The sequence below is a fragment of the Brevibacillus brevis genome, assembly GCF_031583145.1.
Classification (GTDB): Bacteria; Bacillota; Bacilli; order Brevibacillales; family Brevibacillaceae; genus Brevibacillus; species Brevibacillus brevis_E.
Genome location: NZ_CP134050.1, coordinates 2173832 through 2200796, shown reverse-complemented (window position 1 = coordinate 2200796; position 26965 = coordinate 2173832). Strand labels below are relative to the sequence as shown.

Below are 26965 nucleotides of genomic sequence, written 5' to 3'. Positions count from 1 at the left end.
ACACAGAGATTGGCACCGTGGCCGAGCGTGATCATTTGCCTTGCTCCAGCTCCTCGATCATCGCAGAGAGCTCCGCCCAGCGTTCAATCGCGGCTTCCAGCTCTGCCGCTACTTGCTGTTCTTCGGCGTACAGCTTCTCGACCTTCCCGTAGTCGCTTCCTGAAGCGGCAATTTCTTCCTTCAGCTTTGCGCTGCGTTCTTCCAATCCCGCAATTTTTCCCTCAATTTCGTCCCATTCCTTTTGATCCTTGTACGAAAGCTTTTTCGTCCGGTTATTCCCTCGGCTTCCTCCCGCACTCTCGCTCTTTTCTGTTTTCACTGCTGCAGGAGCTGCGGCTTCCTTCTCTGTGCGACGCACGTCCAGATACTCCGAATAATTGCCGGTAAAATGGCGAATTTCTCCGCCGCCTTCAAAGGCGAACAAGTGGTCAACCGTACGATCCAGAAAGTACCGGTCATGGGAAACCGTAATGACCGCGCCTGGAAAATGCTCCAGGTAGTCTTCCAGAATGCTGAGCGTCTGAATGTCCAGATCGTTGGTCGGCTCATCCAGGAACAGCACGTTGGGCTCGCCCATCAATGTCCGCAAGAGGTAAAGCCTTCGGCGTTCTCCCCCCGACAGTCGGGAGATCGGCGTGTACTGCATAGACGGGGAAAACAGAAAACGCTCAAGCATTTGCGAAGCGGTGATCGTTTCCCCATCGCTCGTCGTGATCACTTCCGCCGCTTCCTTGATATACTCGATCACGCGCAGCTTTTCGTTCATTTCCACACTGTCCTGCGTGTAGTACGCGATTTTCACCGTCTGGCCGATCTCGATCGTCCCCGAATCCGGAGCCAATCTGCCCGCGAGCATATTGAGCAGGGTAGACTTCCCGCTCCCATTCGGGCCGATGATGCCCACCCGATCGCCTGGCAGGACGATGTAGCTGAAATCCTCGATGAGCTTTCGTTCCCCATACGCTTTGCTGATGTGCGCAAGCTCGATGACTTTTTTGCCCAGGCGGCTGGCACCCAGCGCCATGTCCATTTTCGTCGCTTGGCCTTCCACGACCCGATCGCGCAGTTCTTCTGCCCGTTGCACGCGTGCCTTTTGCTTCGTCGTCCGAGCTTTTGCTCCACGACGCAGCCAGGCGAGCTCTCTGCGGAGCAAGTTTTGGCGTTTGCTCTCCGCCGCTGCTTCGTTCTCCTCCCGCTCCGCCTTTTTCTCCAGGAAGGTCGCATAGTTCCCCTCGTAGCTGTACAGCTTGCCCTTGTCCAGCTCGAAGGTCCGGTTGGTCACCCGGTCCAGAAAATAGCGGTCGTGCGTCACGAGCAGCAACGCCCCTTTATACCGGGCCAAATACTCTTCCAGCCACTCGACCGTTTCGTTGTCGATGTGGTTGGTCGGCTCGTCCAGAATGAGCAGGTCGGCAGGCGTAATCAGAGCGCGTGCCATCGCGACCCGTTTTCTTTGCCCGCCAGAAAGCTCGCTGACTTTTTGCGTGAAGTCGCGTATGCCGAGCTGGGTCAAAATCATTTTGGCCTGCGTATTGCTTTCCCAGGCGTCAGCCGCGTCCATCTTGCTCTGCAGCGCGAATACCCGCTTTTGTTTCTGCTCGTCGTCCGGGGAGCTCTGCAAGTCAGCCAGTGCCGCTTCGTACTCGCGCAAGAGCTGCATGAGCGGAGAGTCCCCGTAAAAAACCTGGTCGAGTACGGAGGAATCCTCCGCAAAGCCAGGGTTTTGCGGCAAATATTCCACGTGGAACCGGTTTGCGTGGACGATCTTCCCGCTGTCCGGCGCTTCGAGCCCCGTGATGATTTTCAAAAGCGAAGACTTCCCGGTCCCGTTGACACCGATCAGACCGATTCGCTGCTGCTCGGCGATATGAAAGGATATATGGTCGAACAATACTTTTTCTCCGTAGCTTTTGGAGAGATTCTCTACTGATAATAGTTGCATGAACGTCACCTGTACTTTCGTTTCGCCTGTGCGGCGAAAAGGAATGCTATCTTCGATGGTAACATGTTTTTCGCAGAAGCTCTAGGTGGGAACGCGGGAAACTGCAGGTACAATGCTCAGACATGCGGTCCGATTTCCCTGAAATAACAGGAAAGATAGTTTTTGATTTTGAAAATATTATGGTAAAATAAGGATTTGAAGTAAAAGAAAAGGAGGAATTTTCATGAAGTTTCCGCACAAAACAGCAGGAATTTTGCTTCGCTCATGCCTGATCGCCTCACTGGCCGTCTCCTCGCTGCCGGCAGTTGCTGCAGACGCTGCAGTTGAAGCCACCCGCGAAGCTGACGCCTTAAAGAGCGCCCCTGCTGTCGTCAAGCGTACCGTGGACAAAGCTATCGGGTACTTCGGGTTGAAAGAGCCCGTTGTGGAATTAATCGGTTCCGGCTATCGGAACATCACGCTGAGAGCAAACAAAGACATCGCTGCCTCCAATACCCACGCCCCCACTTACGTCCAACTTACCTTTGAAGAGGAGAGCAGAAAGCTGAGACAATTGGAGACCGGATGGAAAACGGAACCAAAGAGCGGCCGTCCCGATCCGCAAAAAGCAGTCAGTGAAGCTGCCGCTTTTGCCGAAGAGATCATCGGAAAATCTTATGCGGCCGGCTTGCAAGGAACGCTGCTCCCAAACAATCTGTTCGAAGTCCCGCTTTATCCTGTCGTCAATAACATTCCCGTGCAAAAGGCAGCAGGCAGCATTGTCGTCGACGCCTCAGGTCGTTTGCGCTCTTTTATGAAACGCGATTCGAAAGTCGACGAGCGGACTCTTCCGTCCACCTCGGGCATCCAGTCCAGGGAGCGTGCCCTCGAAGCGTTGGGAGTTCAGCTTCACATGGAACTGGCCTACGATGACGAACAGGAGCTGTATCAATATCAAGCTTTTCCGTATGGCTGGGTAGACGCGAAAACCGGTGAAGCCGCAGCCCCTCCCTACAAATACGATGACACGAGCATCACTGTAGGAGCAGCCAATCGGAAGCAGCCGACTGCCCTCACGGCGGACGAAGCCAAAACCATGGCGCAAGACTTTTTTGGCGCAAGCCCGGATCAGCTGAAGACATCCTCCCGCCGAGAGAGTCATCCGAACGAGGTACCGCTTTCCATCTACACATTGCAGGATGACAGACGAAGCATCGTTGTTCGCACGGACGAAAAGACAGGAGCCCTGCTCCAGGCAGACCTGGAATTGGCGAAGCCCTCAAATTCCATTCGCGCTACGGAAGGGGACATCAAAGCGATCGCCCAGCGTTTCATCGAGCGCCATGTCCCGTTGTCAGATGGCGAGTACCTGCTCCGTGGACACTATTCTGCCAAGTCCACTACCGTATGGGACACGTCCCAGTCAGTCCCCCTCGAATACGTGCTGGAGCTCTATCCAAAACTCAATGGGGTACGGACTGCGAAGCCAATCGTCACCATCACGTTTGATCCGGATGAAGGCATCATGAGCTCCGTCAATATCCGTGCCTATACGCCTCGCGCAGTTGTCGCGCCCACCTTCATCTCTGTCGAGGAAGCAAAGAAACAATGGCTGCATGCCTTGCAGCTCGAGCTGAACTACGTGTATCCGACCTCAACGCAAAAACAGGCTGATCAACCCATCCTCGCATACGTGCCTGCATTCGCAGCGGATGCCCGCTATGTAAACGCCGTTTCAGGCAAAGTCGGGAGCCAGTGATTCTGCATCGAAAGCATAAAAAAACCAGGGGAATCCTCCCCTGGTTATGTTTGTGTATGATGGTGCTAGCGAAGGGATTTGAACCCCCGACCTGCTGATTACGAATCAGCTGCACTACCCCTGTGCTACGCTAGCACGTCGTTTACACCAAATATATTAGTAAATTCCGCGCAAAAAATCAAGAGCAATTTCACAGAAGTAAATTTTTTTCTGTTTCCTGCAACACATCCCCGATGGAATAATCCCGTATGATCATATCTGCTCTGCCCATGAATCCAGCGGCGTCGGATCGCGATTGACGATGACCAGCCTCGCTCCCCGTTCTTTTGCCCGCTGCGGAAACCAGTTGGCCGGACTTACCTGGAGCGAGGATCCCAGGACCAGAAACAAGTCCGCCTCATCCGTCCAAGCTTCCGCGCGCTCCAGCGCAGACTGTGGCAAAGACTCTCCGAACAGAACCACGCCCGGGCGCAAAAATCCGCCGCACGCGCAACTTGTCCCTTTTTCCTCCAGGTACTTCCGGCAAGGGTATTCGGCCCCGCAGCGCAGACAGCGGACGACGGACAGCGTACCGTGAAGCTGCGCCACTGACTGGCTTCCCGCACGCTGATGATATCCGTCCACGTTTTGGGTGATCAATCCGCGCACCCACCCCCGCTGCTCCCAATCGGCAAGAATATAGTGTCCCCTGTGCGGCTCGCACGCAAGCAATCCTTCGATCCGCATCCGGTAGAAGTCGGCGAAATCCTCCCGATTGTGCGCAAGGGCATGGGTACTGGCCAATTTCATCGGATCCTGTCCGCGCCACAGTCCTGTCTGCGAACGAAAATCAGGCAGCCCGCTCTCGGTCGACATCCCCGCCCCCGTAAAAACCACGCATTTCGACGATTCCTTGATCCACTGTGCCAAGCGCTCCAATACGCTCCCTCCCTCAATTGCTCCTTCACCCGATTTGCCTTTCTTCATATTGTAATAAAAAGCGGCGCATTTTGTATACAAAGGGGGCCTCTCTTCCATGTCCACGTATTTGGTATCGGATATTCACGGCCAGTATCAGGCGTTTCAAAAAGCGCTACAGGATGCTTCCTTTGCTCCTCGGCAAGGAACCAGCCTGTACGTTCTCGGGGACATGATCGACCGCGGACCGCAATCCAAGGATGTATTGCTGTTCTTGCTCGAGTTGCGGCAGCAATACCCCGCGCAAGTCTTTCTGCTCAAAGGCAATCACGAACAGATGCTGGAAGACTGGCTCTCGCGCAGGGGAGACGCGGAGAATTACTTGCGCTTCAACGGAGGAGACGCTACTGTTCGCTCCTTTTTGGGCCATCATCCGCTGCGCCGGGCGTTTGCGGTCGGCGGTCTCCCTTCCCCAGCCATCCAGGAAGAAGCTCGTCAGGAAATTCTCGCCCGGTATCCGTTTTTGCTGTCTGCCCTAAGCTCACTGCCATTGTACATGGAATTGCCGGCGGACGAGCGAACCGGGTCACCCGCCGTCTTGCTGGTTCACGCCGGCATCAGGCCAGGCGTGCCCTTGACCCAGCAAAATCCGCATGATCTGCTGTGGATCCGCCAGGAGTTTTACGACGAGTACACCGGAGAGTTGCCCATTGTATTTGGCCACACCCCGGTTCCCAAGCTTCCCGGCTATCGAGGGAACGGACCGTGGAGACGGGAGCAGCTAGTCGGGATCGATGGCGGTGCCGCTTTTCGCCGCGGAGTCCTGCTGGTAGAGTGGCCATCCCTGCAGTTCATTTTCGTGCCCATCCACGACGTCCAGCCTTACCCACTCGTACACGTCAACGGGTAAATCACAGTTTGTCCATAATGATGTATTGTTTCCAGTCCGTTTTTACACTACAATGGGTAGTGGAATCGGGCGAACTTTTGCTGGACAAGCCCGCTGCTCTCTCTATTTTTTCGAATCTACATCCCAACCGCACTATGCTAAGATGAGGACGAGGTGTTTTTATGAAGCGTGCGCAAGCCATGGAACAAGCGATGTTTGCTTCCTGGGGAATCGCTCTGATCGCTACGGCAGGCAGTCTCTTTTTTTCAGAAGTCATGAAATACATACCGTGCGACCTATGCTGGTACCAGCGAATCTTGATGTACCCGCTCGTGATTCTTCTCGGAGTCGCCTCAGCGAAAAAAGATTACAGGATGTCCTCGTACACCTTGATCCTTTCCGGAATCGGGGGCCTGATCTCCCTCTACCACTACTTGATCCAAAAAGTGCCCGCCCTGCACGAGCTTGGCAACGCTTGCGGCATCGTGCCTTGCAATGCAGACTACATCAACTGGTTTGGTTTTATCACGATCCCGTTTCTCGCCCTGATCGCGTTTATCCTGATCAGCGTCTTGCAAATCATCGTTCTGAAAAACGGAAAGGAGCAATAATCCATGAAAAAGGTCATTTTTCTGTCCGTCATCGTTGCGGCTCTCCTCATTGCTGCGATCGTCTACTCCGACATCTCCAATCGCCAGCAAGCTGCCGGCAATCCGTATGGCAAAGCCAGTCTGAATCCAGCCACCCTGGCCCAATTGAACGATCCCCTCTACGACAACCTGATCATGCCGGACGAGCTGAAGTCGCGCCTCGCCAACAAGGAAGACCTGTACGTCTACTACTACAGCCCGCTGTGCGAGCATTGCCAGGCCACGACCCCTGTCCTTGTGCCGATCGTTCGCGACATGAAGATCGACATGAAAAAGCACAACCTCCTGGAATTCAACGCCAGCTGGGATGACTTTCAGATCGAGTACACGCCCACTTTGGTCCACTACAAAGCAGGCAAGGAAGTGGCTCGCCTGGTCGGTGGCCACGAGGCAGTCGAATGGAAGCAATGGTTGGAAGAACAGCAAAAGTCATAATCGTCTCATCAGCCTCCCGTGATTCCTGCGGGAGGCTGTTTTCGTCTGCAGGTGACATTTGTGTGAACACTCCGGCGGTGCGGGTCAGAAATAGCCCGAACGAGTCATAAGGCTTTTCCATTTCTTTGCCTATAATAAGAGAGGGGAAAATAATGGAATGTGACGGAGGTTGAATTCATGATTCTCTCCTATTTGACCGCTACCTTTGGCTTTCGGGCTACATGGAATCCGGAGCTGATTGTCCTGGTCCTGCTCCTCGGGTTTGCTTACTTCTCGCTGATCGGTCCGCTGCGACATACGTTTCCCCATGCCGCACCTGTCTCTTTCGGGAAGCAAACGCTGTTCGCTGTCGGCCTGCTGTTGTTCTACTTCGGCATGGGCAGCCCCCTGAACGTCGCCGGGCACTTTCTGTTCAGCGCGCACATGCTGCAGCAATCGCTGCTGTATTTGGTCATGCCCTTGCTTCTGCTTGCCGGCATACCGGCCTGGCTATGGCGCCCTCTGACCACGCGCAGATGGTCCCGTGCGCTTCTTCGCGCATTCAGCCATCCGATTCCGGCTGTACTTTTGTTCAATGCCCTGTTTTCGTTTTACCATATGCCTGTTATTCTGGACATGGCGATGAGCAATTTGGCGATGCACAACGCAGTCCACCTGCTGCTCTTTCTGGCAGCCTTGCTCATGTGGATGCCGGTCGTCGCTCCGCTGCCCGAGATACACCGTTTGACCGAGCTGCAGAAGCTCGCTTACATTTTCGCCAACGGCGTTTTGATCACTCCGGCGTGCGCTTTGATCATTTTCTCCTCCACGCCGCTTTACGACACGTACGTCAATGGACCTACCATGCTCTGCGCGCCGTTTTTTTCCGCTCCCATCGACAAATCGATGTTTGCGGTGCCGCTGCAAGCGCTCGACGATCAACGGCTGGGCGGGATCATCATGAAGCTGATGCAGGAATTGACGTACGGCTCCGTACTGGCTTACGTATTTGCCGCATGGTATCGGAAGGAGAAGGATCAGCTGCTGCCGCATTAAACTAGGGAAGGAGACGTGGGCGCCCATGCCTGTACCATCCGTGAATGCCATGCGGCTCAAGCGACTGCTGTTGCTTCTGCCGTTTCTCGTCCTGGCAGCCTTGATCGCCTCCTGGTTTTGGGGCAGTTCCCCCGTCAAGGCTACCCTGCCGTCCCTATCGCTGGAAACTTTGGATGGGGAAGCGTACCCGCTTGCTCCCAAGCCCGGAACCGTACGCTTGGTAGAGCTGATCTATACGCGTTGCCCCGATGTTTGTCCGACCACGACCGTCAAGATGGTCCAATTGCAGAAACGCCTGAAGGAGGCGGGCTTGATGGGGCATGGCGTCGAATTTGTGACGGTGACCATCGACCCCGCCAATGATACCGCCGAGGTGTTGCGCAAATACGCCCGGCAATTGAACGTCGATCCGCAGGGCTGGACCTTTCTGCGCGGGGATGAGGGCAAAATCAGCGAAGTGACCCGCTCTCTCGGCTTTCTGGCCAGCAAGAGCGAAGACGGTTTTATCTCGCATACGTCCAGCACCTACCTGGTCGATCCTGCCAATGCCGTCATCCGAAAGTACGGCATGGGAGAAGACTTTGATCCGGAGCAAATTTATCAGGAACTGTTGAACATGAAACAGAAAGGATTGTAATCATGAATCGTTATTTTCTTTCTTTACTCTGCCTGCTGGCCCTCATAGCCGCCGCTTGCGGCCGTGACAATCAGGAGGTGACACTTCCGTCTTCCACCCCTGTGGAAGCTGCATTTACCATCTCGCCGCAGAACCCTGAACCGGGTGCTGCAATCACGTTTTCGGTGAAGGTGACCCAAAACGGGACCCCCGTGGATGACGCCAAAGAAGTCAAGTTTGAGTGGTGGAAAGATGGTCAGGAGCAGCATGTGACGATTCCTGCCGCCTTGCAGGCAGACGGCGTGTACACTGCCCAGCAAACCATTGGCGAGCCTGGTTCCTACTTCGTTTATTATCACGTGACGGCCCGCGACTTTCACAACATGCAAAAAGTTGCCTTTACGGTAGGTGATGCCGGACAAGCCAATGGCACAGAAAGCGGCCATACCGGGCATAGCCAGCCAGCCGATGCTCCTGCTTCGCATCAGCATGGAGAGGGCGGAGATCCAAGCGGTCAACAGGCAAGCGGCATCGACTTTCACTTCATGCCTCCCGAAACCATCCAGCCTGCACAGCCGGCAGCTCTCACGGTTCATTTAATGAAGGAAAACCAGATATTGGGCGGAGCGACTGTGCGATTCGAATATTGGCAGGGTGATGAGGAAAAACACGCTTTCCTCGACGCAAAGGAAACGCAGCCCGGGCAGTACAGCACCCGTGCAGAGTTCCCATCCTCCGGCAGCTACACCGTCAACGTCCACGTGGAAAAAGGCGATATCCACGATCACAAGAGCTTTCCGCTGACGGTGAAATAAGACACCGCGGAATCGAACAAGGCGCATCCCCCCGACCTGATCGGGAGATGCGCCTTGTTTTCCTAACAGGTAAAATAAGCAATCCGGTACAGTTCCGTTCCGTAATACTCCCAACGGTTGTGTCTCCACCGGTACCCTGCAATGGAAGAGCGGCTGATGTATACGGGATAAAACCAGAACGAGTTTCCATTCTTCAGCCACACGTAGGTGTAACGGTACAAGCACGGGTAAAAGCTGCCTTCGTCGATCCTGCGCGTACCGCCGTAACCGCTTGTTCCTGGCGAACTCGGCGTTCGGCCGGGGGGCGGGCCTGGGGGTGGCGGCGGAAAACCTCCTGGCGGTCCTGGCGGGAAATCTCCACTTGGCGGAGGGTATCCTCCAGGGGGTGGATAGCGATGGGCCATGACGTTTCACCTCCTGTAAGTCTCCCTATAGGAAATGCAGCAAACGCGGATGTGGCATGTGCGTTTGCCCGCCGTCATTCACCTATTTTTCCGCTCCTGTCCGCTACGCCTTTATCCCGCGCCCGCCCCTCGAAAGAAAAAAAGGGCAGCGCTTGAGCGATGCCCTTTTGCTGCCGATGGAATGGGAATAGGAATCCTAGTATGGACGTCCGCCCATGATAAATCGCCATTCCCAATGCGTGCCTTTGAAGTCCGTAATTTTCACGCCACCGGATTCTTTGGAGAACGTCTGAAGCAGCTTGCCATCCCCCATGTAAATGCCGACGTGGGTGATGCTTTGCTTCGAGATGTCGATGTTTTTATAGTCGGATTCCTTCCAGCCCTTGTAGCTCATGAAGAAAACCAAGTCGCCTTTTTTCAGCTTGTTGATGTCCGTGGTATAGCTTCCGTGGGCCTTCACGTATTTGGCCTGTGACTGGGCACCACCTTTGCCCATGTCGATATTGGCGCCATCCAGGTACGCCCACATGGTGAACTCGGAGCAATCCATCGTTTTCTTGTTTGCACGGGTCGAGGCGTATTCATACGGCGTTTCCAAGTATTTCTTCCCGGCCGCGATGACTTTCTCCCCGATCGTGGCTGTTCCCGAATCGGATTTCCCGGAATCCGGATTCGTCCCGGAGCCCGCAGCGAGAAAACGGCGCGCTCCCACCAGCTTTTTCGAATAATCGCTCAGCTTCTTGACGACCACGGCATCCTCGCTTTGGGACGCATAAATGTATTGGCCGTTTCCGACAAAGATCCCCATGAAGCTCGGTGCGCCTTTGCCATTGGATGAAAAGAAGAGCAAATCGCCTTCCTGTATTTGACTTGGCGAGACTTTCTCTCCGGCTTTGTACAGCTCGGCGATGGTGTCATCGACTTGAATGCCTACTTGCTTGAATACGTATGTAGCCAACCCTGCTGACCCAAACGAATTCGGTCCGGTTGCGCCATATTTGTAATCCTTGCCGACCAGGCCTTTTGCTAGGGTGACTATCGCCTCTGATTTGGCGGAAGATTGCGAATTGACTGTCTGTGCCGCTGCGGCATGTCCTCCCTCGGCAAATAATAGCAGGGACGTGCTGAGCAAGACGGTGACTGTCGATTTTTGTAGCCAATCTCGTTTCGTCATTCATTCTCCTCCTGGCTGCGTCTTTCCCAATAGATTGGGTACAAAGCCAGTTTACTGGAAAGAGAATGACTCTCCTAGCCAGCAAAACTTTCCAGTCCGCGATTTGATCGGTTAGTCGGGCGACTATAGCCCTACCCGGAAAGAGGATGGGACCTCATGTCTGGTCAAAACAGGCGGATGTCTCCAGGATAAAAGCCCTTGTCCTCCTCGGGAAAAGGGCAGGCCCGTTACTTCGCCGCTTCCTGTCTGCCTACCTGCGTGAACGGCTGATTCTGGCCGTTTCATTGCACAAGAAGTGTACGGTTTCTTCCATTTTCAGTCGGTGGGAGCCTTTTACCAGAAACGCCGTGTCCGGTCGAATCCGTTTGGAGAGATGACGGTGCAGCCCTGCCTTTGTCTGGCAGTGAACGACCCGGCTGGCCGGAAATCCGCTGCGAATCGCTCCCCGGGCGATATGCCTGGCACTTCTCCCCAATGTGTATAAATAGTCGATGTTTTTTTGACTCACATATCGTCCCACTTCTTCATGCGCCTCTACCGCGTAGCTTCCCATCTCCAGCATGCTTGCCAAGACCGCCACCTTCGTTCCCCCACTGACCTGGGCCAGCACATCGATGGCCGCTTTGGCGGCATCGGGATTGGAGCTGTACGTATCGTCCAGGACTTGTACACGGTGAGGCAGCGTATGTTTGGTGAGCCGTTTTTGCTGCGGGCGAAACGTTTGCAGGCCCATGCGAATCTGTTGGACGGAAAAGCCTAGCGAGTGAGCTACCGCGATGGCGAAGAGCGCATTGTACACATTGTGCTCGCCCAGCATTGGCAGGAAAAATGCCTCAGGCTGCCACCACGCCTTCGCGACACAGCGGAAACGGATTCCCCACTCGTCTACCTGAATCTGTTTCGCTTGAAAATCAGCCTCGTGCTCAATTCCGACGGTAATGAACTTGCCAAAGAATCGTCCGACGTACGGAGGTTTGTGAAACTCGCGCGAAAACGGGCAATCCCTATTGAGAAACACAGTCCCTGTAGGCTTCATATACCGAATCAGCTCTGACTTCGCCATGGCGATCCCGCTCATCAGTCCGTCGAAATTGCCGATGTGCGCCGTGCCGATATTGGTAATGATGCCGATGGAAGGCTGGATTATCTGGCAATGCTTCTTGATGTGGCCACTGCTTGTCATTCCGTACTCCAGCACGGCAGCCTGATGCTCATCCTTGATCCTCTTCGCGTGGGCCCTCGTGTTTCCCAAAAAGTTTCGATTGTACTTCGATTTGTATATATTCCAACGCCTTCTCAAGATGGCGGAGATCATTTCCTTCGTAGTCGTTTTGCCAGCACTGCCCGTCACCGCAATGACAGGTTTTTGAAAAAGCAGCGTCCGCGCAGGCGACGTTTTGGGACTGGCACTAGCCCTCGTTCTCGCGACCCTCTTTGTTTTCCCTTTCCCGCTTCCTTTCACTGGCAGCCTCCCCTCTCCCATGTCCTCACCATTGGCTCTGACATTGTATGAGAAGGGGAGACAGCCTGTATAGACCCTCATCTATCAAAACGTTCCGCTAGCATCCAAAACAAGCAGAAGGCATTGCGAATAAGGTAGAAGCAAAAGAGGTGATGTCGATGAAACGCAAAGCCACCATCGCCGCTGTAGGCGATATCCTGATGTGGAGGGAGCAGATCGATTCTGCGAAAATACCAGGCGCGGATCGATACTCATTTGCCGACATGTTTGCTCCCGTCGCTCCGATCTTGCAAGGAGCCGATTTTACCATCGGCAATCTGGAGACGACCTTTTCCGGGAAAACCCAACCCTATCAAATCGGGTCGGCCCGTACAGGCTTCCCGCGCTTCAACTGTCCGGATGAGCTGGCTACGGACCTTTTGCATAGCGGCTTCGACTTGCTGACGACCGTCAACAACCATTGCCTGGACGGTGGTCCACAGGGCTTGTGCCGGACTCTCGACGTATTGGATCAGCACAAGCTCGCACATACGGGTACCTATCGCACGAAGGAGGAAGCTTCCACCTTCTTCACCAAGCAGGTAAACGGCATTCGCATCGGCGTGCTTGCTTATACGTACGGAACAAACAAGCAGCAGGTTCCCGCGGACTCCCCGTGGCTCGTCAATTTGCTCGTCCAAGCCAAGATCGAACAGGACATCACCGCATTGCGCTCCCAGGTCGATTTGCTGATTGTCTGCCTCCACTTCGGCGTCGAATTTCGTTTTTCGCCGACGCAAAAACAGCGCTATCTCGTCCAAAGCCTTCTGGAACGAGGCGCTGACGTTATTCTCGGCGCGCATCCCCACGTGCTGCAGCCCGTTGTCACCCCTCTCGTCACGACCGGGGATGGCAGAAAAAAGCGGACTCTCGTTGCCTATTCGCTGGGCAACTTCACGTCCGAGCGGATGCTGGCTTTCGACCATTCGCAGTGCGGCGCCATCCTTCGTTTTACGGTGGAAAAAGCCGAAACGGGGGAGACCGCCATCACCGGCATTTCTGTGGTTCCAACCTTTTCGCAGCGCTACTTCTCGGGGGGGCGTGCCCGCTTCCGAGTCATTCCCATGCGAGCATACCTGCGAAAGCCTGACAAGCACTTGCCCCTTCGTGCCAGGCGCAGGCTGCAAAAGCTTTGGAGCCGCTCCGTCCAGATTATCGGTCGCCGATTCGTGTGAAGACGCTCAGCTTGCTAGGGAGCAGTCAGCCGCGGGAGCTTTTGCTCCCTCTTTTTGACATGGGAGACTCCCCTGGTATGGGGATGGAAATGGCGCGGGACGGGATGGGAAAAGCCGATTCTCTCCTGCAAACGCTATGCCTTAGCGAGCCGCCACTTCGGCGAATGCAGCCTTAGCCGCCCTGGCCAAATCCTTGCAGGACAATTCGATTTGCACACCGATTTTTCCCCCGCTGACAATGATCGTATCGAGTGCCTTTGCGCTTTCGTCGATGACAGTCGGGTAGGACTTTTTCATTCCGACCGGCGAACAGCCTCCTCGTACATACCCCGACACCGCCGTGATGTCCTTCACCGGGATCATGTCCACTTTCTTCTCGCCGACGGATTTCGCTGCTTTCTTCAGATCGAGCTCTTTCTCCACAGGGATGACGAAGACGTAATACCCTTTGCTGGTCCCTTGGGCAATCAACGTCTTGTAGACGGCGCTTTCTTCCCTTCCGATTTTTTGCGCGACCGAGACACCGTCGATCTTCCCGTCATCAGCCGTGTAGGTAAGCATATCGTAGCCGATGCCTTCCTTGTCCAGCAGGCGCATCGCGTTTGTTTTTGCTTGTTTCACCGTATCCTCTCCCCCTTTCTGATCTATTTATTATAGAAGAAATACGGCTTCTCCAAAAGAAAGGCCTGCCATTCGAAAACCTGGCTACGCCACGGCTTTTGGCGGAGCCGCGGTTGCCCTCATACGGTTAGCAATGTACGTCTGTATAAAAAAGGGTGCGACTGCATTCGCAATCACACCCTCAGCCTATGATCAATCAGGAAAATGGTTGTACGATCAGGTCGGAACTGCTTGATCCTCTTCGGAAAGCATCTGTCTCAACAGCTCGGTTGCTTGCTCGTGGTCCATGTCCCGGACCAATTCGATTTCACTGATTAAGTTTTGCATCGCGTTGTCCAGCATGTTTCGGTCGCTCGTACCCAGGATTTTGTGTTTGCTGATCAATTGCAAGTCACGGATCACTTCGGCCCCTTCAAAAATATTGCCGCTCTTCAATTTTTCCGTATTGGCTTTAAAGCGTTGCGCTGCATTGACTGTCGGGTCTAGCTCCCTTTCGTGGAAAACGGCAAATACCTCGTCCAATGTTTGACGATCGACGATGCTGCGTATGCCCAGAGCGGACATTTTTTCAACAGGTACCATGATGTCCAATTCTTTCAACAACATGTGCAACACGAAGTACAGATGCTTTTCCCCAAGAAATTCCTTTTCTTCCATCGCTTCAATGATGCCTGCACCGTGCATGGGATAGAAAATCTTGTCTCCAACTTGAAACATATGTCCACCTCCTTAACATCCAACCTCCTCATTATAACACAAAAACTCACGATAAAATTTTTAATTTTAACACAAGAAAATATTTAGAGTCAACATACTTTCCGGATAAAATTTCCGGATTAGACACTCCTTGCCCCGTTTCCCCCGTTATTCCCGAGAGGATAGGCTCGTACGTACGTGCCGGTAAACAGGAATTCGGTTTTACACGGAGAATATTACCTCTGCATGTCAATCCACGTGGAGGTGCTGGCCGTGAACACGAAGGAAGGAATTCAGGCGATCAAGCTGGACATGGACACAGGTGAGGGGCTGTTTACCGTACATACCGCGATCCTGTGGGATGAGGAAGGAGCCATATTGGTGGATACGGGGATCTCTGGACAGCTGGAGCTCATTCGCTCTGTCCTGGAAGCGGGAGGCGTTCCCTTTTCTTCCCTGAAAAAAATCATCATCACGCATCAAGACCGGGACCATATCGGCAGTTTGCCGGAGCTCGTCCGCTTCTTTGACGGCCGTATCGAGGTGCTGGCACACGAAGAAGCAGTCCCGTATCTTGCCGGGGAAATTCCCTTGATCAAAAGCGGTGCATTCGCTACTCCTGTAAAGGTAGATCACGCCCTTGCCGATGGAGAGATACTCCCTGACTGCGGCGGCATCCAGGTCATTTACACCCCCGGCCATACACCCGATCACATTTCGCTGTACCATCTGCCCACCAAGACTTTGATTTCCGGAGATGCGCTCACCGCACAGGACGGCGTTCTCATGGCCTTTGATCCGAATTTTACGCTCGACAAAGCGACCGCACGGCAATCCATCGCAAAGCTGGCCGCTCTGGATATCGAGACCGTCATCGCCTATCACGGCGGAGTTTGCACCGGCAGGATCAAGGACCGCCTCGTCGACCTTGCTGAAAACACCCCTGTCTAATGAAAAGAACCAGTCGGACACGCTGCTCTTGTCCCGACTGGTTTTTTGGTTGTAACTAGCCTTTTTCATGTACGCTCTTCCGTTCCTGCGCGCCCCCTAATTTGAAGAGAAGGATCCCGCCGACGATGACGCAAACCCCGAGCAAATGCCGGAACGAAAACGGAACCTTGTCCAGACCGAACCACCCGAGCGAATCCAATAACAGGGCAAACCCGAGCTGGGAGGTCAGAACGATGGATACGCCGTACGTCGGACCGAGACTCCGGATGGCCTTCACGACACAGGTCACCACCCCTACCCCGAGCAGTCCGCTGAACCAGAACCAGGGCTGCATGTGAGCTGCTGAAAACATCTGCTTTCCTTCAAAGAGCATCCCCATCGTCAACGAAGCCAGGAACCCCATTCCCAGAACGAGGGTCGTCGTCGTCCATGAGCCGACGCGTTCATTTACCTTGCTGTTGAAAATATTTTGCAAGCTGACAAGCGAGCCCGCAAGTACGGCCAATGCCATGCCCAGCATCCTCATCGTCCCCCTCTCGCTCTACGGACAATGCCTGCCCGCTACTCAAAAATGTTCTGTCCCGCCCGACTGCTGAGCCCATCCCTGTTCTTCACCAGTACGCCTCCCTTGCTTCGCTCGATCAGTCCTTCTGCGCAAAACTGCTGAAGGACCCGATTCAAATGGCGATAGCTGGTCCCGAGAAGGTTGGCCGCATCCATCAGCGTCTCCTGGTTGAGCGGCTCGCTTTGCTCGGCATTCCCTTCCTCAAGGGAAACGGACAGCAGATAGCTTGCCAGACGAACCTCCACGGGATACATCAGGTTGAAGCTCATCGCATGGGATTTCACATAAAACTTCCGGGTAATGTGATCCAACAAAAATTGCAGCAGCTGCGGGTCGCTTTGTCCGTACTTTCGGAGCCAGCGATACGGAACCGCAAGCACATCCACCGCAGAGACCGCCTCCACCGTATTGACGATCTCCGTCCCTCGTACGTACTCGATATCGCCGATCAACTCCAGCGGCGACTTGAATGAAAGAATCAACGTCTTGCCTTCCGCCGAGGTCGTGTAGACCTTCACCCTCCCTTTCACCAGGACGTACAAATCGTGAGGGGTATCCCCCTGGTCACAAAGATGTTCCCCTCTCTCAAAGCACTTTAGAGAAAGATGATGCTGGATCTGCTCGGAAAAGACCGTTTCGATCCGGTGGACACGCAAATAACGTTCCACTTGCTCTCGATCTTGTACTTCCTTCATGACCCTCGTTCCTCTCCCGACCGTGTTTTGCCTCTGCCGCCACTTGCAGCCTTCACCATTTTAGTATCACCACACCTGCTATCATCATCGCAATCCCGATGATCTGCGGCAGCTTCATTTGCTGCCGCGCTACTCCGAACCAGCCTCTGCTATCGATGACAAACGTCAAGAACAGCTGGGAAATCAACAAGGCCGCGACGGTCAGTGTGACGCCAATCCGCCCGATCGCTGTGACATTGCCGCAAATGATGATGGCTGCAAAGGCTCCTCCGGTCAAATACATCCTCTTTACTTGCAGCAGCCCGCGCCAGCTCGCATCCCGGACCATGAACAAAATCAGGAGTGCCGCCACAAATCCGGTGAATTGGGTGAGCGCAGCCGTCTGCCAGGTCCCGATACTCTCGCTGATTCGGGAATTCGCCACGGCTTGCAGGGTCAGAAAGGCTCCACCTGCAAGCGCGAAGATGCTTCCTTTCATGCTGCTGTTTCCTCCACTCGTCTTTTTCTTAACGGTAGAGCAAAGCAGCGAAGGAGGGAAGGACATTTGTCCTCAGCAAACAAAACCCCGCAAAAAGGGCACGTGAATGGCGTGTCACTTGCGGGGATGTTTCACCTCTCGTTTGTTCAATGGCAGCGCGCTTGGGCGGAGGCTGTTTTCGGCGTCGTCGTTGCTGTACCGAACCTCGCATCGAGAAAAGCCCCCAGCCTATTTGACGTCAACCGTAAAATCCTTCAGCGGTCGACTGGACCAGCCTTGCTTCAGCGAAACAATGAAGCGGTAGCTTCCTTTTGGAGCGCTTTTGCTGGCTTTGACTTTGATTTGGACAGTGGCCGACTCACCAGGCATGAGTTCCAGCTTCTTTTCGGGATCGGTCGTCACCTTTACCATATTGGGACTGTTAAAAGCGAAGCTATAGTTCACGTCAATGGTGTAAGCAGCGGTGTGGACCCGGCTGTCGTTCGTCACCTGAACATTGTCGATGACGATTTCTTCCCCTGGGGACAACACTTGTTCACCGTTGGCGTTCATCCGTTCCTTGCTTGGAGGGTTTGCCGGTTTAGCCGCGGGTTTTGTTGCAGGTTTGGACACCGGCTCCGACGTTTGTCCAGCCTGAGATTGTCCAGTTGACGGCGCCGCTGCTCTCTGGTTGTTCTCCTCCGGGTAGTTTTTCAACAGGTATACGACCACTTCCTTGGAATCCGGATAATCGTCCACCTTCACCATGGTATAGCCGGTGGGAGACTCATAGAAGTCTACGTTCCCGGAATCCAAAGTTTTCGAAAGGCTGGCCAGCCATTGTTTGTTCAAGAGCTCCTTCGATCCCGCGTATGTCATGTAGCTGATGCGCTGATCCTGATCATCGAAGAAGATGGAAAAAGCGCCGTAGCTGTAACATAGGCTCCGAGTCTCGCCATCCACGTAGGACTCAGATTTGGGCTTCCCTAGAAGTGTTTTCACTTCTTCTTTCGTCATATCGAACGGAATGACCTTTTCCGTGCCATCCTGATTCAATACAGCTGCGTACTCGCCCATCTGAAGAGAGGCGTAAAAGGGTTCAGCGGCAGCTACAGAAGGGGGTGTTGCCTTCGCTGCAGCTGGTGGTTGCTGGGCGGCGCTGTTTTTTGCCGGGGGCTCCTCGTTGATGAGAGGCACTTCTGACACGCCCAAGTTCTTCCCCGCTTCAGAGGGAGCTGTCGTTTTTACTGCGGCTGCATGTTTGGACGAAAACACAAATTGGTTCAAGAAAAAGATCGAGCCAGCGGCTACTCCAAGAACTGTCCCGATCACGGCGATGAATTTGCCAAGCTCGCTTTTGGTATTCGTTTGATTCGCCAAAATAAGTCCTCCCACATCGTTTCAGTCCATCTCGTCGTTCCCGGCTCTTTGTGCCAATCGACGTATGTTTTCCCATTACTTATTACCCATTATCGGCTAGGTGCGAAACATTCGTTAGGCTGGGAGTAAAGCGACGGAATGAAAGAACATGGAGCGATTCCCCCGGTCGGTCGTTTCTCATTTCCTGCCGCGACGACGCCATCAAAAAAGATGACTCCCGAAGAATCAGGAGTCATCTTTTGTCGGCCTAGGATCCGACCCTCTTGCACAAACGGTTTCCATTGAATTCGCGGTTGCTCCGCGAAAGTGAATTTGTTGGAGCACAGTCATCAGAACCTCGGTACATCACTTGCCTTTTTGCTTACCTGTTCTGTGCCTGCTTCGTGCGATAAAATTCGTTAAACAGCTTCATCAGCGCACGCTTCTCAATGCGGGATACATACGAGCGGGAAATGCCGAGCTCTCGGGCAATTTCTCTCTGGGTCTTTTCTTTGTCCTGGTCCAGGCCAAAACGGCCGATGATCACTTCTTTTTCGCGATCGTCGAGGATGTGGATGTGCTGGTAGATCTTGTTGGACTCCAGCTTGAGCTGCACCGCATCCACCACTTCGTCCGTTTCCGTCCCGAGGACATCGATCAGGGTGATTTCGTTCCCTTCTTTGTCCGTCCCGATCGGGTCGTGCAACGATACGTCTTTCTTTGTTTTTTTCAAGCTGCGTAGGTGCATGAGGATCTCATTCTCAATACAACGCGCTGCATACGTCGCCAGCTTGGTGCCCTTTTCCACCTGGTAGCTCTCGATCGCCTTGATCAGGCCGATCGTTCCGATGGAGATCAGATCTTCGCTGTCTTCCCCGGTGTTTTCGAATTTCTTGACGATGTGGGCGACCAGTCGCAGGTTGTGCTCGATTAGCTTGTTGCGCGCATACGGGTCGCCTTTCGCCATCAGCCGCAAGTACTTTTCTTCCTCCGTGTCCGGGAGCGGTTGAGGAAACGCATTGTTCTTGACATACGCCACGAACATCAACAGTTCTTTGAAAACCAACGATAGTGCCGCAATAATGCTGGACATGGCTGCCACCTCCACGTCTGGGTTCGCTTACTCCTAAGCTTATGTGGGCGAATACCCAGATGTGCAAGTACCACCGGAAAACCCCGGCTTCTAACATTTACGGACATGCTGCCAACAGATAAGTCCTGGGCGCCTTATACCAGGCGTATGTTGTGGCGCTGCACAGCCGCGGGCGATTCTCTGTCTTGATACCCTGACGAGATTAAAGGGCATCATTTCTCCATTTGTAGTTGGGATTTTATGGTATTATGTAAAAATGGAGGTGTCCGAGATGCGTTTCTTCTTCGCAATGATTCTTTTCTTCGCGTCCGTTTTGCTCGGCTGTTCGACAGAAACACCGGTGGAAAAGGCCATCCAGGTGGCGACAGCAGGCCTGGAAGCACGATTTAACGTGACTGACCCATCCCCTACCGAAGTGATTACCGCAGAGCAGGTCCAGAAGCTTTTCGACCACTTGCGGCCGTATTACACAGAGAAAGTCCTCGACAATATGCGTAAGAATCGCGAGCCAACCGTATTCGTCGATGCCCTCTACAAGCAAAAGGCAAAATTGTCCCTGCAAAACGTGTCTCTCGCCAATGTAACGGAAAAGAATGAAGCGGACGCTTTCACCTTTCATTATACGGCCACGATTCACGTTAGCTACTTGGACGGAAGGGAAACCAAGGTCGTGCAATTGAAAGGGCAGATGGATGTTGTACAGGAAGGAGATACGTGGAAGATCAGCCGCGACTGGGACGACGGCTCGTTGGCGGAAGTGCTCCTCGATTGATCTGCCTGGATGGCTCTTTTTTACATGTCGCTTTTGCTTCGCCGTTTCTTACGAAAAAATACGGTAGCCATGACGAGCGGGAGCAACGGCAGCCAGCCAATCAGCTGGAAGGCATTCTCCGCTCCGCCAAAATAATAGGCGATTGGCATAAACAAAACCGCACTGAGCAGCGACAGCCAGCCGGATTGCGCCACGATTGCCCAAAAGCATACGCCGATGGAGAGAATCCCTGACATCCACCAGAAAAAGACGATTATACTCATTTTTTTCACCCACCCCCATTCACTCCTACATTCTCACCGACCAAAGGCTTCCCGATGGCGGAGCCTCCTGTCATCTTCTCATATCTTGCGGAACCACTTAGCCGGTAACGGGCAGATCCGTTTGCTCTTTTGGCGCCACAGAAGATACACACTTTCACTATATTACCTTTTTTGGTAGAATAATGAAAATTAGTGATGCAGGAGGTCCTTCATGCTTGATTTTGGGGCTGTGTCTATCGAATGGGGCACGTTGCTTTTTCAATTGTTTTCGTTCATTCTTTTTCCCATCGTGCTTCTGCTGGGATTCCTGAAAATTTTGAGCAGCCGATTCCATCTCCGGCGACAGACCATCCGCGAGCTGGAGGATCGGGTAAAAGCATTCGAAAAACGAATTGCCACGCTGGAAAAAGAACGAGACGACAAAGCTTGACCGCCGCTGCCAGCAAGCCAAAAGCCGTTTCCTGCGGACCAACACGCCCCGCTGGAAACGGCTTTCTTGCTTACACCAGAACGGCTATTTTTTTGACCATGTGGCTGAACAGGTGGCCGCTCACCCAAATGGTGCCGTCCTCCCGGTAGCCGATCTTCTCGTACAGCTTACGGGCCTTGTCGTTGTCCTTGTCTACGAGCAAGGCGACGCTGTCGTGGCCTCTGTTTGCAGCTTCCTGCTCAAATGCTCCCAGCAGCGATTTGCCGATCCCTTTGCCTCGATGCGCTCCGCTTACGACGACGGTATCCAGGTAAAACTCATCATCGCGAGCCTCTTTCACGATATCGGGCGTTCTTCCTGTTGTGCGTTCTACATATTCCACAAACGGACGGTCCAGCTCCTGTGTCCGGCTTCCGTGGTAAAACAAGGCCAGTCCGAGCCGTTCGTCTCCATTCGTCGCAATCACGGCATTTTCGTAGCTAAGCCGGTTCCCCTTCTGGGCAAAAAAATGCCGCATGACCCGTACGACCTCCTTTGCATCCGAGGTCCCGGTAAGCGAGTGAGCAACGTCGCCAATCGCTTCATAGATGAGAGGTGCGGCAAAGTCCGCGTCCGTAGGCTGTGCTTTCCGTATCATGTGAAGTCCTCCTCGCATCGTATTCGTGCTCGTGCATATAGCATGCCCTCCGCTATTGTGCCACATCAGCACGAAAGGGTCGAGGCTCGGAAGGAATCTTTCACAAATCGTCCACGCAAATCAACACGCTGGACAGCATTTCCGCTGTCGAGCCATTACTCGATTCTGCCGCCGCACAAAGAAACCGCTTCCACATTGAAGCGGTTGTTTTGCCTCTCTGATCAGCCGATCATTTTTTCGATGTTCAATGTCCGTTCATGCCGCAGATCGACAAACTCTCCGCTTCTGCGGACCAGCGGACGCATAGGCTCGTCCTGGTGAATCAGGATGACTTCCACCTCTTCGCCGCTGTTCAACACAGCGCGTGCCCCTACGTACAACAAAGCGATATAGCGAACAAAATGGGAAACGAACTCGATATTGAGCTTGCCGTTGCACGCCTCTTTCCACAAGAGCTGGGCTGCCTCAAAAGGCGAGGTCCGATCCTTGTACACCCTGTCCGAGCAAATCGCATCGAACATATCCGCTATCGCAAGCACCTGGCACTCCACGGGAACTTCGTCGCCCTTCAGCTGGTGAGGATAACCGGATCCGTCCAGCCGTTCATGATGATGCAGGGCACATAGTGCCAAAAGCTCCGATCCGCCTTCCATCTGCTTGATCATTTCATACCCGTATACGGTATGCTGCTTCATCTGATCAAATTCTTCTTCCGTCAGTCTGCCCGGCTTGAGCAGCACCTCCTTGGAAATGCGCATCTTGCCCAAGTCATGCAAAAAGCCGGCCAGTCCCATAAAAGCGATCCGCTCCTCACCCCATTTGAGCAGTCGGGCGATGAGCGAACACAAAATCCCTACGTTCAGGGAATGGCGGTATGTATAGCTATCCGATCCTTCCAATACGTACAAGGACCGGAACAATCCCAGCTGCTTCATGGACTGCTCGGCCACTTCGTAAAAAACGTCCGAGAATTGCTCCAGCCCCGGTTTGTCGTCCCGGCCAATTCCATCAAACAAGGAGCGGGTTTTGTCCAGCGCCTTCACATACGCTGCCACCGTCTCCTTGTCAGCATCCAGGTCCATCAGCTGATTCGTAATGTTTTCGGTGGTTCCTTCCGACAGGACTTGCTGCACTTCTACTTCCCAAATTCTCTGTTTTTGCAAAAGCTGCACATGCGTATCTGTCAGGAAAGTATCTCGAGGCAGCAATAGAATTCCGCTTTCCGTAAACAAGTCCACTGCTAATCTTTTCCCCACTAGTGTATGGTCCACGGGTGCTACTGACATAGGATCAACCTTTCACACTCTTTTTCTAAATTATAGAAAGGAAGGATGAGCGTTACAATCTCTTTTTTACATAATTCGAAACATAATGGCTGCACGGACGTTCTGCGGGATTGTTACATAGGATAAATGACGCGGAAAAGGTGCATTTCTAGGAGGGACATCCGTCATATGACGATTCTGTACATCACTCCGAAAGCGTGGAAACAGATCGAGACAGCCGTAAGAAAAGACCCCTCGGTCGAAACCGGAGGGGTGATGATGGGCTATCCGTTGGGCGAAAATCAATGGGTGGTCACCTACGCAAGCGAGCCCGGCCCCAAGGCCATTCAGCTGCCGTACTCCGTCAATTTTGACGACACCCACTTGCAAAAGCTCGTCAACAAATTGCGCAAGACACGAAAGTGGCAATACCTCGGGGATTGGCACAGCCACACGATCAAGCGTCTGTCGCCAAGCAAAGGCGACAAGCGAACCATTTGGGAAAAAGCGACGCAATCCATGTATACATCCCCCTCCCCGCTCATGCTCATCGTCGGTTTAGGCAAACAAAACCAGATCCAGGCGAGAGGATTTATTCTGGGGAATTCCCTGCGGCAGGTCGGAAAGATTGAGCTGTTTGACCGGCAAGCTCATCGACCGCCCGGCGAAACATCTCGGTAGCCTTGTTGTTTCCCCAGCTTGGTTGATTCTCCGCGACGACGCAGATGGCGTATTGCGGCTGATCTGCCGGCGCATAGCCAATAAACCAAAGATGGTTTCGCGTTTCATCTCCACCCGTCTGAGCAGTCCCGCTCTTGCCCGCCACTTCCCATAGGGCCCCGTCCAGCGCTTTTCCCGTTCCATCTGTCACCACTTTTCGCATCAGCTTGCGCAGCTTGCTCGCTGTCACGTAATCGATGCCCGGAACGGGGAGGTCCTGCCTGGGGAATTGGTGAAAAGGCTGACCGTTTCGGTAGGTGATCTCACCGACCAGGCGCACTTGGGAAGGTTGACCTCCTCGCAGGATGGCCACGACCATATTCGCGGCTTGCAGGGGGGTCACCCGTACATCCCGCTGGCCGATCGCCGTCTGAATCAAGACGCCTTCATCGCGGCGGGATACTCCCTGGGCGAAGATCGCTCCCGGATCTTCACCGTCCACCTGTCTAAACCCGTCCAGCTTGAACAGATGAGGAGTGACGTGTCCCACGTAGGTGGACAAGCCGAGGCGCTTCGCGTATTCCTCCAGCTTGTCGCCGCCAACCCTCTTGGCTATCTCGGCAAACGCGATATTGCATGACTGGGCGTACGCCTCCTCCATGGTCACGCTTCCGTGCCCATCCTTTTTCCAGCACGAGAAATGGTACTTGCCATACTCCCCGGTGCAAGTGAATCGGTCTGTCGGGGAGACGACACCCTCAGCCAGGGCGGCGGCTGCCACCACCGTCTTGAAAACGGATCCGGGAGGCAGCTGTTTAACTGCCCTGTTTTTCCAGGAGTCGGTGCGAAGATCGACTTTGGTCTGATCGTATTTGGGCCGGCTGACGAGTGCTCTCACGTCCCCCGTCTGTGCGTCCAGCACCACGATGCTGCCCCTCTCCAATCCAGCCTGATCCGCGATGCGCTCCATGCTTCTCTGGATGGAAACATCGAGAGTAGTCGTGAGCGAGAGCGGATAATATTCGTTGTCCTGTCGGGAGTAGCGTATATCCAATCCGCGCAGAGGTTTACCCTGCCCGTCTACGTAATAGGACAGGATCGATGGCTCCACTCCCTGTAAAAAACGGTCAAAGCTGCGCTCGAGCCCGGACGCGCCAATGGTGCTGTCTGCATTCATTTTGCCGCTGGCCCATTCATCCGGATAGAGCTGCTCGACCATTCCCGGATTCTGATTAATGAAGCCAATGACATGTTTGGCGACCTCTTCCTGACGATAGCGCTCTGTGACTTCGAGGGCAACAATTCCGGGAATCCCCAGTGCATTTACTTTCTCGGCCTGGCCCTCGGTGAGTACGATCATCCTTCCGTCGCTGTCTCGCAAAACGAGTGGTGCCTTCGCCCTCTCCATGATGTCCGCAAGCCGGTCCACAGGCTCTGAGACGATCGCGGCGAGCCGGGAGAGCCCGTCAGTTCCCTCCAGACTTCCTCGGGCAAGGGGAAAGAGGATCAGGGCCCGATGCTCTTCACCGGTGAAGGCGTATCCGTTTCGATCCCGTATATCGCCCCGTCCGCTGTGGAGAACAATGCTCTGCTGTCGCTGTTTGACCGCGCTTTTGACCAGATCGATGCCGCGCTTGGAAAAGCGGTGAGGCGCTCCCAGCTGGATCCACCACAACCGGGCAATCAATCCGAACCAGACCAGCGTCATTCCCATCAACACCAGGAAGTGACGGCGCTTTAACCGTTGTTGTGGCTGCATATGTTTCCCTCCCCGGCTTTTTTAGCCAGTATTGCCCGAATAAGGCTGCGGAAAACGAAAAACACGCCGAAAAATCGGCGTGTCCATAAGTGCAACGTTACGTATTGGCGAATTGTTGTTTTTCCAACAAAATATTTCCGATCTTCGTGGACAACAGATCGAGTGCGACCAGGTTGTAGCCACCTTCCGGAATAATCACATCTGCGTACCGCTTGGTCGGCTCGATGAATTGCAGATGCATCGGCCGCACGACGTTTAGATACTGGCTGACCACGGAGTCGAGTGAGCGGCCCCGCTCCTCGATATCGCGGACAATCCGGCGGACAATCCGCACATCCGCATCGGTATCCACAAACACCTTGATATCCATCAGGTCGCGAATCCGCTCATCTTCCAGGATCAACATGCCTTCCAAGATAATGACGTCTTTGGGATCGATGCGGACCGTTTCCTTTTTCCTCGTATGCTGCTTGAAATCGTAGATCGGCTTGTCGATCGCCTTTCCCTGCAGCAAATCTTGCAGGTGCGACAGCATGAGATCGTTGTCAAACGCGAGCGGGTGATCGTAGTTCGTCAGGACCCGCTCTTCCATGCTCAAATGATCCTGGTTCTTGTAGTAGGAATCCTGCTCAATCATGGTCACACTGTCGTTTTGAAACTGGCGAAACAATTCTCTGGCGACGGTCGTCTTTCCAGAGCCACTGCCTCCAGCTACCCCAATCAACACGGGGTTGCGCATGCTACCTATCTCCTTTCCGTTCACGGCCTGCAGGGAGACTTCCCTGACTCTTTAAAGCGCCTCTTCCGAATTTCTCTTCTTTATGCTGACTGCAAGCCCGTCCCCCACCGGTAGGAAGGTCGTCTCCAGGTCGGGATGCTGAAGCAGATGCGTGTTGTAGGCGTTCAGCTTTTCTACCATGGGACGCTGCCGCTTGGAAGCCTCGTCCGGTGTCGCGACGAGACCGCGGAACAACACGTTGTCGCTGATCACCAATCCTCCCTCGCGAAGAAGGGGAAGGTACAGATCCAGGAAAGTCCGGTACTGGCCCTTAGCTGCATCGATAAACAAGCAATCAAACCGATACGATTCGGGAAGTCCAAGCGTGGCATCCCTCGATAAAATTTCAATCCGCTTCTCGCAGCCGGCCTCGGCCACGTTGGCCCTGGCCCGAGCCAGTCGTTCCTCGTCAATGTCCATCGTGACGATTCGGGCTCCGGGAGCCGCTTCGGCCATCCAAATCGTCGAGTAGCCAATGGCCGTCCCTATCTCGAGAATGGATGCGGGCCGATGCAGCAAAAGCAGCATCCGCATGACCGCAGCAGAGGGAAGCTGAATGATGGGAATATTCTCGTCCGCCGCTTCCCGCTCCATGCGCGTCAACAGCGAGGAACGGGCGGGTACGAGTCCCGACACGTATTCTTCTATCGCCGGATTGGTAATCATCTTTTCACTCCTCTATCTTGCAACCGA

At 53.9% G+C, this 26965-nt stretch carries 29 protein-coding genes and 1 tRNA gene; 12 read left to right on the top strand and 18 right to left on the bottom strand.

From position 1 onward, the window contains the following. Positions 1-31: 31 nt before the first annotated feature. Positions 32-1942 carry an ABC-F family ATP-binding cassette domain-containing protein gene (locus RGB73_RS10935; RefSeq protein ID WP_310771806.1) on the bottom strand — a complete coding sequence of 637 codons (1911 nt, stop codon included), beginning with the start codon at positions 1940-1942 and terminating at the stop codon, positions 32-34. A gap of 223 nt (positions 1943-2165) precedes the next feature. On the opposite strand from RGB73_RS10935, the gene RGB73_RS10930 reads away from it, so the two are divergent. After that, positions 2166-3680 carry a hypothetical protein gene (locus RGB73_RS10930; protein ID WP_310771805.1) on the top strand — a complete coding sequence of 505 codons (1515 nt, stop codon included), beginning with the start codon at positions 2166-2168 and terminating at the stop codon, positions 3678-3680. A 60-nt stretch (positions 3681-3740) separates the two neighbouring features. Here RGB73_RS10930 and RGB73_RS10925 read toward each other — a convergent pair. Together RGB73_RS10925 and RGB73_RS10920 are read right to left on the bottom strand one after the other, a co-directional pair. After that, positions 3741-3815: transfer RNA gene (locus RGB73_RS10925), tRNA-Thr, on the bottom strand. Between the two features lie 117 nt (positions 3816-3932). Further along, positions 3933-4598 (bottom strand): NAD-dependent deacylase, encoded by a 666-nt coding sequence (locus tag RGB73_RS10920; protein ID WP_396136185.1) that lies wholly within the window; start codon positions 4596-4598, stop codon positions 3933-3935. Between the two features lie 97 nt (positions 4599-4695). Between RGB73_RS10920 and RGB73_RS10915 the strand changes: the two genes are divergently transcribed. The 6 genes from RGB73_RS10915 to RGB73_RS10890 all read left to right on the top strand — a co-directional run bounded on the left by RGB73_RS10915 (position 4696) and on the right by RGB73_RS10890 (position 9017). After that, complete coding sequence (locus RGB73_RS10915) at positions 4696-5487, top strand: metallophosphoesterase family protein (RefSeq protein ID WP_310771804.1); 792 nt, start codon at positions 4696-4698, stop codon at positions 5485-5487. A 161-nt stretch (positions 5488-5648) separates the two neighbouring features. Further along, complete coding sequence (locus RGB73_RS10910) at positions 5649-6077, top strand: disulfide oxidoreductase (protein ID WP_310771802.1); 429 nt, start codon at positions 5649-5651, stop codon at positions 6075-6077. A 3-nt stretch (positions 6078-6080) separates the two neighbouring features. Beyond that, positions 6081-6551 (top strand): thioredoxin family protein, encoded by a 471-nt coding sequence (locus tag RGB73_RS10905; protein ID WP_310771800.1) that lies wholly within the window; start codon positions 6081-6083, stop codon positions 6549-6551. 177 nt (positions 6552-6728) lie between these two features. Continuing rightward, on the top strand, positions 6729-7586 hold the full coding sequence (ctaG, locus tag RGB73_RS10900; protein WP_310771798.1) for a cytochrome c oxidase assembly factor CtaG: 858 nt from the start codon (positions 6729-6731) through the stop codon (positions 7584-7586). 25 nt (positions 7587-7611) lie between these two features. Beyond that, positions 7612-8223, top strand: a complete 612-nt coding sequence (locus RGB73_RS10895; protein WP_310771796.1) for an SCO family protein — start codon at positions 7612-7614, stop codon at positions 8221-8223. Positions 8224-8225: 2 nt separating this feature from the next. Continuing rightward, the gene (locus tag RGB73_RS10890) at positions 8226-9017 is read left to right on the top strand and encodes a FixH family protein (protein ID WP_310771794.1); all 792 of its coding nucleotides are present in this window, start codon (positions 8226-8228) and stop codon (positions 9015-9017) included. 600 nt (positions 9018-9617) lie between these two features. Here RGB73_RS10890 and RGB73_RS10885 read toward each other — a convergent pair. Continuing rightward, positions 9618-10595, bottom strand: a complete 978-nt coding sequence (locus RGB73_RS10885; protein WP_310771792.1) for a C40 family peptidase — start codon at positions 10593-10595, stop codon at positions 9618-9620. Between the two features lie 250 nt (positions 10596-10845). Beyond that, positions 10846-12057 carry a UDP-N-acetylmuramoyl-tripeptide--D-alanyl-D-alanine ligase gene (locus tag RGB73_RS10880; protein ID WP_310771790.1) on the bottom strand — a complete coding sequence of 404 codons (1212 nt, stop codon included), beginning with the start codon at positions 12055-12057 and terminating at the stop codon, positions 10846-10848. A 158-nt stretch (positions 12058-12215) separates the two neighbouring features. On the opposite strand from RGB73_RS10880, the gene RGB73_RS10875 reads away from it, so the two are divergent. Next, entirely contained in the window at positions 12216-13271 is a 1056-nt protein-coding gene (locus RGB73_RS10875; RefSeq protein WP_310771788.1) for a CapA family protein, read from the top strand. Positions 13272-13412: 141 nt separating this feature from the next. Here RGB73_RS10875 and ybaK read toward each other — a convergent pair whose 3' ends face one another. Together ybaK and RGB73_RS10865 are read right to left on the bottom strand one after the other, a co-directional pair. Next, positions 13413-13892 (bottom strand): Cys-tRNA(Pro) deacylase, encoded by a 480-nt coding sequence (ybaK, locus tag RGB73_RS10870; RefSeq protein ID WP_310771786.1) that lies wholly within the window; start codon positions 13890-13892, stop codon positions 13413-13415. Between the two features lie 216 nt (positions 13893-14108). Next, positions 14109-14609 carry a CarD family transcriptional regulator gene (locus RGB73_RS10865; RefSeq protein WP_310771784.1) on the bottom strand — a complete coding sequence of 167 codons (501 nt, stop codon included), beginning with the start codon at positions 14607-14609 and terminating at the stop codon, positions 14109-14111. A gap of 252 nt (positions 14610-14861) precedes the next feature. Here RGB73_RS10865 and RGB73_RS10860 point away from each other — a divergent pair, with 252 nt between their 5' ends. Next, a complete protein-coding gene (locus RGB73_RS10860) occupies positions 14862-15539 on the top strand; it encodes an MBL fold metallo-hydrolase (RefSeq protein WP_310771782.1) in 678 nt (225 codons plus the stop codon). 55 nt (positions 15540-15594) lie between these two features. Here the strand turns inward: RGB73_RS10860 and RGB73_RS10855 are convergent, their stop codons facing one another. From RGB73_RS10855 to sigK, 5 genes are all read right to left on the bottom strand, one after another. Then, positions 15595-16059, bottom strand: a complete 465-nt coding sequence (locus tag RGB73_RS10855) for a DMT family transporter (protein ID WP_310771780.1) — start codon at positions 16057-16059, stop codon at positions 15595-15597. 41 nt (positions 16060-16100) lie between these two features. Next, positions 16101-16799 carry a Crp/Fnr family transcriptional regulator gene (locus RGB73_RS10850; RefSeq protein ID WP_310771778.1) on the bottom strand — a complete coding sequence of 233 codons (699 nt, stop codon included), beginning with the start codon at positions 16797-16799 and terminating at the stop codon, positions 16101-16103. 52 nt (positions 16800-16851) lie between these two features. Beyond that, positions 16852-17277: a DMT family transporter gene (locus RGB73_RS10845; protein ID WP_310771776.1), complete on the bottom strand. Its 426-nt coding sequence runs from the start codon at positions 17275-17277 to the stop codon at positions 16852-16854. 228 nt (positions 17278-17505) lie between these two features. Next, positions 17506-18636 carry a COG1470 family protein gene (locus tag RGB73_RS10840; RefSeq protein WP_310771774.1) on the bottom strand — a complete coding sequence of 377 codons (1131 nt, stop codon included), beginning with the start codon at positions 18634-18636 and terminating at the stop codon, positions 17506-17508. A 361-nt stretch (positions 18637-18997) separates the two neighbouring features. Continuing rightward, positions 18998-19708 (bottom strand): RNA polymerase sporulation sigma factor SigK, encoded by a 711-nt coding sequence (gene sigK, locus RGB73_RS10835; protein ID WP_310771773.1) that lies wholly within the window; start codon positions 19706-19708, stop codon positions 18998-19000. 271 nt (positions 19709-19979) lie between these two features. On the opposite strand from sigK, the gene RGB73_RS10830 reads away from it, so the two are divergent. Then, positions 19980-20480, top strand: a complete 501-nt coding sequence (locus RGB73_RS10830) for a hypothetical protein (RefSeq protein WP_310771771.1) — start codon at positions 19980-19982, stop codon at positions 20478-20480. Between the two features lie 20 nt (positions 20481-20500). Here the strand turns inward: RGB73_RS10830 and RGB73_RS10825 are convergent, their stop codons facing one another. Continuing rightward, entirely contained in the window at positions 20501-20743 is a 243-nt protein-coding gene (locus tag RGB73_RS10825) for a hypothetical protein (protein WP_310771769.1), read from the bottom strand. 211 nt (positions 20744-20954) lie between these two features. Between RGB73_RS10825 and RGB73_RS10820 the strand changes: the two genes are divergently transcribed. Then, positions 20955-21173 carry a hypothetical protein gene (locus tag RGB73_RS10820; RefSeq protein WP_310771767.1) on the top strand — a complete coding sequence of 73 codons (219 nt, stop codon included), beginning with the start codon at positions 20955-20957 and terminating at the stop codon, positions 21171-21173. Positions 21174-21243: 70 nt separating this feature from the next. Here RGB73_RS10820 and RGB73_RS10815 read toward each other — a convergent pair whose 3' ends face one another. Together RGB73_RS10815 and RGB73_RS10810 are read right to left on the bottom strand one after the other, a co-directional pair. Further along, on the bottom strand, positions 21244-21810 hold the full coding sequence (locus RGB73_RS10815) for a GNAT family N-acetyltransferase (protein ID WP_310771765.1): 567 nt from the start codon (positions 21808-21810) through the stop codon (positions 21244-21246). A 221-nt stretch (positions 21811-22031) separates the two neighbouring features. After that, entirely contained in the window at positions 22032-23048 is a 1017-nt protein-coding gene (locus RGB73_RS10810) for an HD-GYP domain-containing protein (protein ID WP_310771763.1), read from the bottom strand. 216 nt (positions 23049-23264) lie between these two features. On the opposite strand from RGB73_RS10810, the gene RGB73_RS10805 reads away from it, so the two are divergent. After that, positions 23265-23756 (top strand): Mov34/MPN/PAD-1 family protein, encoded by a 492-nt coding sequence (locus tag RGB73_RS10805; protein WP_310771761.1) that lies wholly within the window; start codon positions 23265-23267, stop codon positions 23754-23756. On the opposite strand, the gene RGB73_RS10800 is transcribed toward RGB73_RS10805, so the two are convergent. The 3 genes from RGB73_RS10800 to RGB73_RS10790 all read right to left on the bottom strand — a co-directional run bounded on the left by RGB73_RS10800 (position 23668) and on the right by RGB73_RS10790 (position 26938). Further along, positions 23668-25494 carry a peptidoglycan D,D-transpeptidase FtsI family protein gene (locus RGB73_RS10800; protein WP_310771759.1) on the bottom strand — a complete coding sequence of 609 codons (1827 nt, stop codon included), beginning with the start codon at positions 25492-25494 and terminating at the stop codon, positions 23668-23670. The genes RGB73_RS10805 and RGB73_RS10800 overlap by 89 nt on opposite strands. Before the next feature lie 97 nt (positions 25495-25591). Then, positions 25592-26233, bottom strand: coding sequence for a uridine kinase (gene udk, locus RGB73_RS10795; RefSeq protein WP_310771758.1), 642 nt, complete (start codon positions 26231-26233; stop codon positions 25592-25594). A gap of 51 nt (positions 26234-26284) precedes the next feature. Next, positions 26285-26938 carry an O-methyltransferase gene (locus RGB73_RS10790; protein WP_310771757.1) on the bottom strand — a complete coding sequence of 218 codons (654 nt, stop codon included), beginning with the start codon at positions 26936-26938 and terminating at the stop codon, positions 26285-26287. Between the last annotated feature and the right edge of the window lie 27 nt (positions 26939-26965).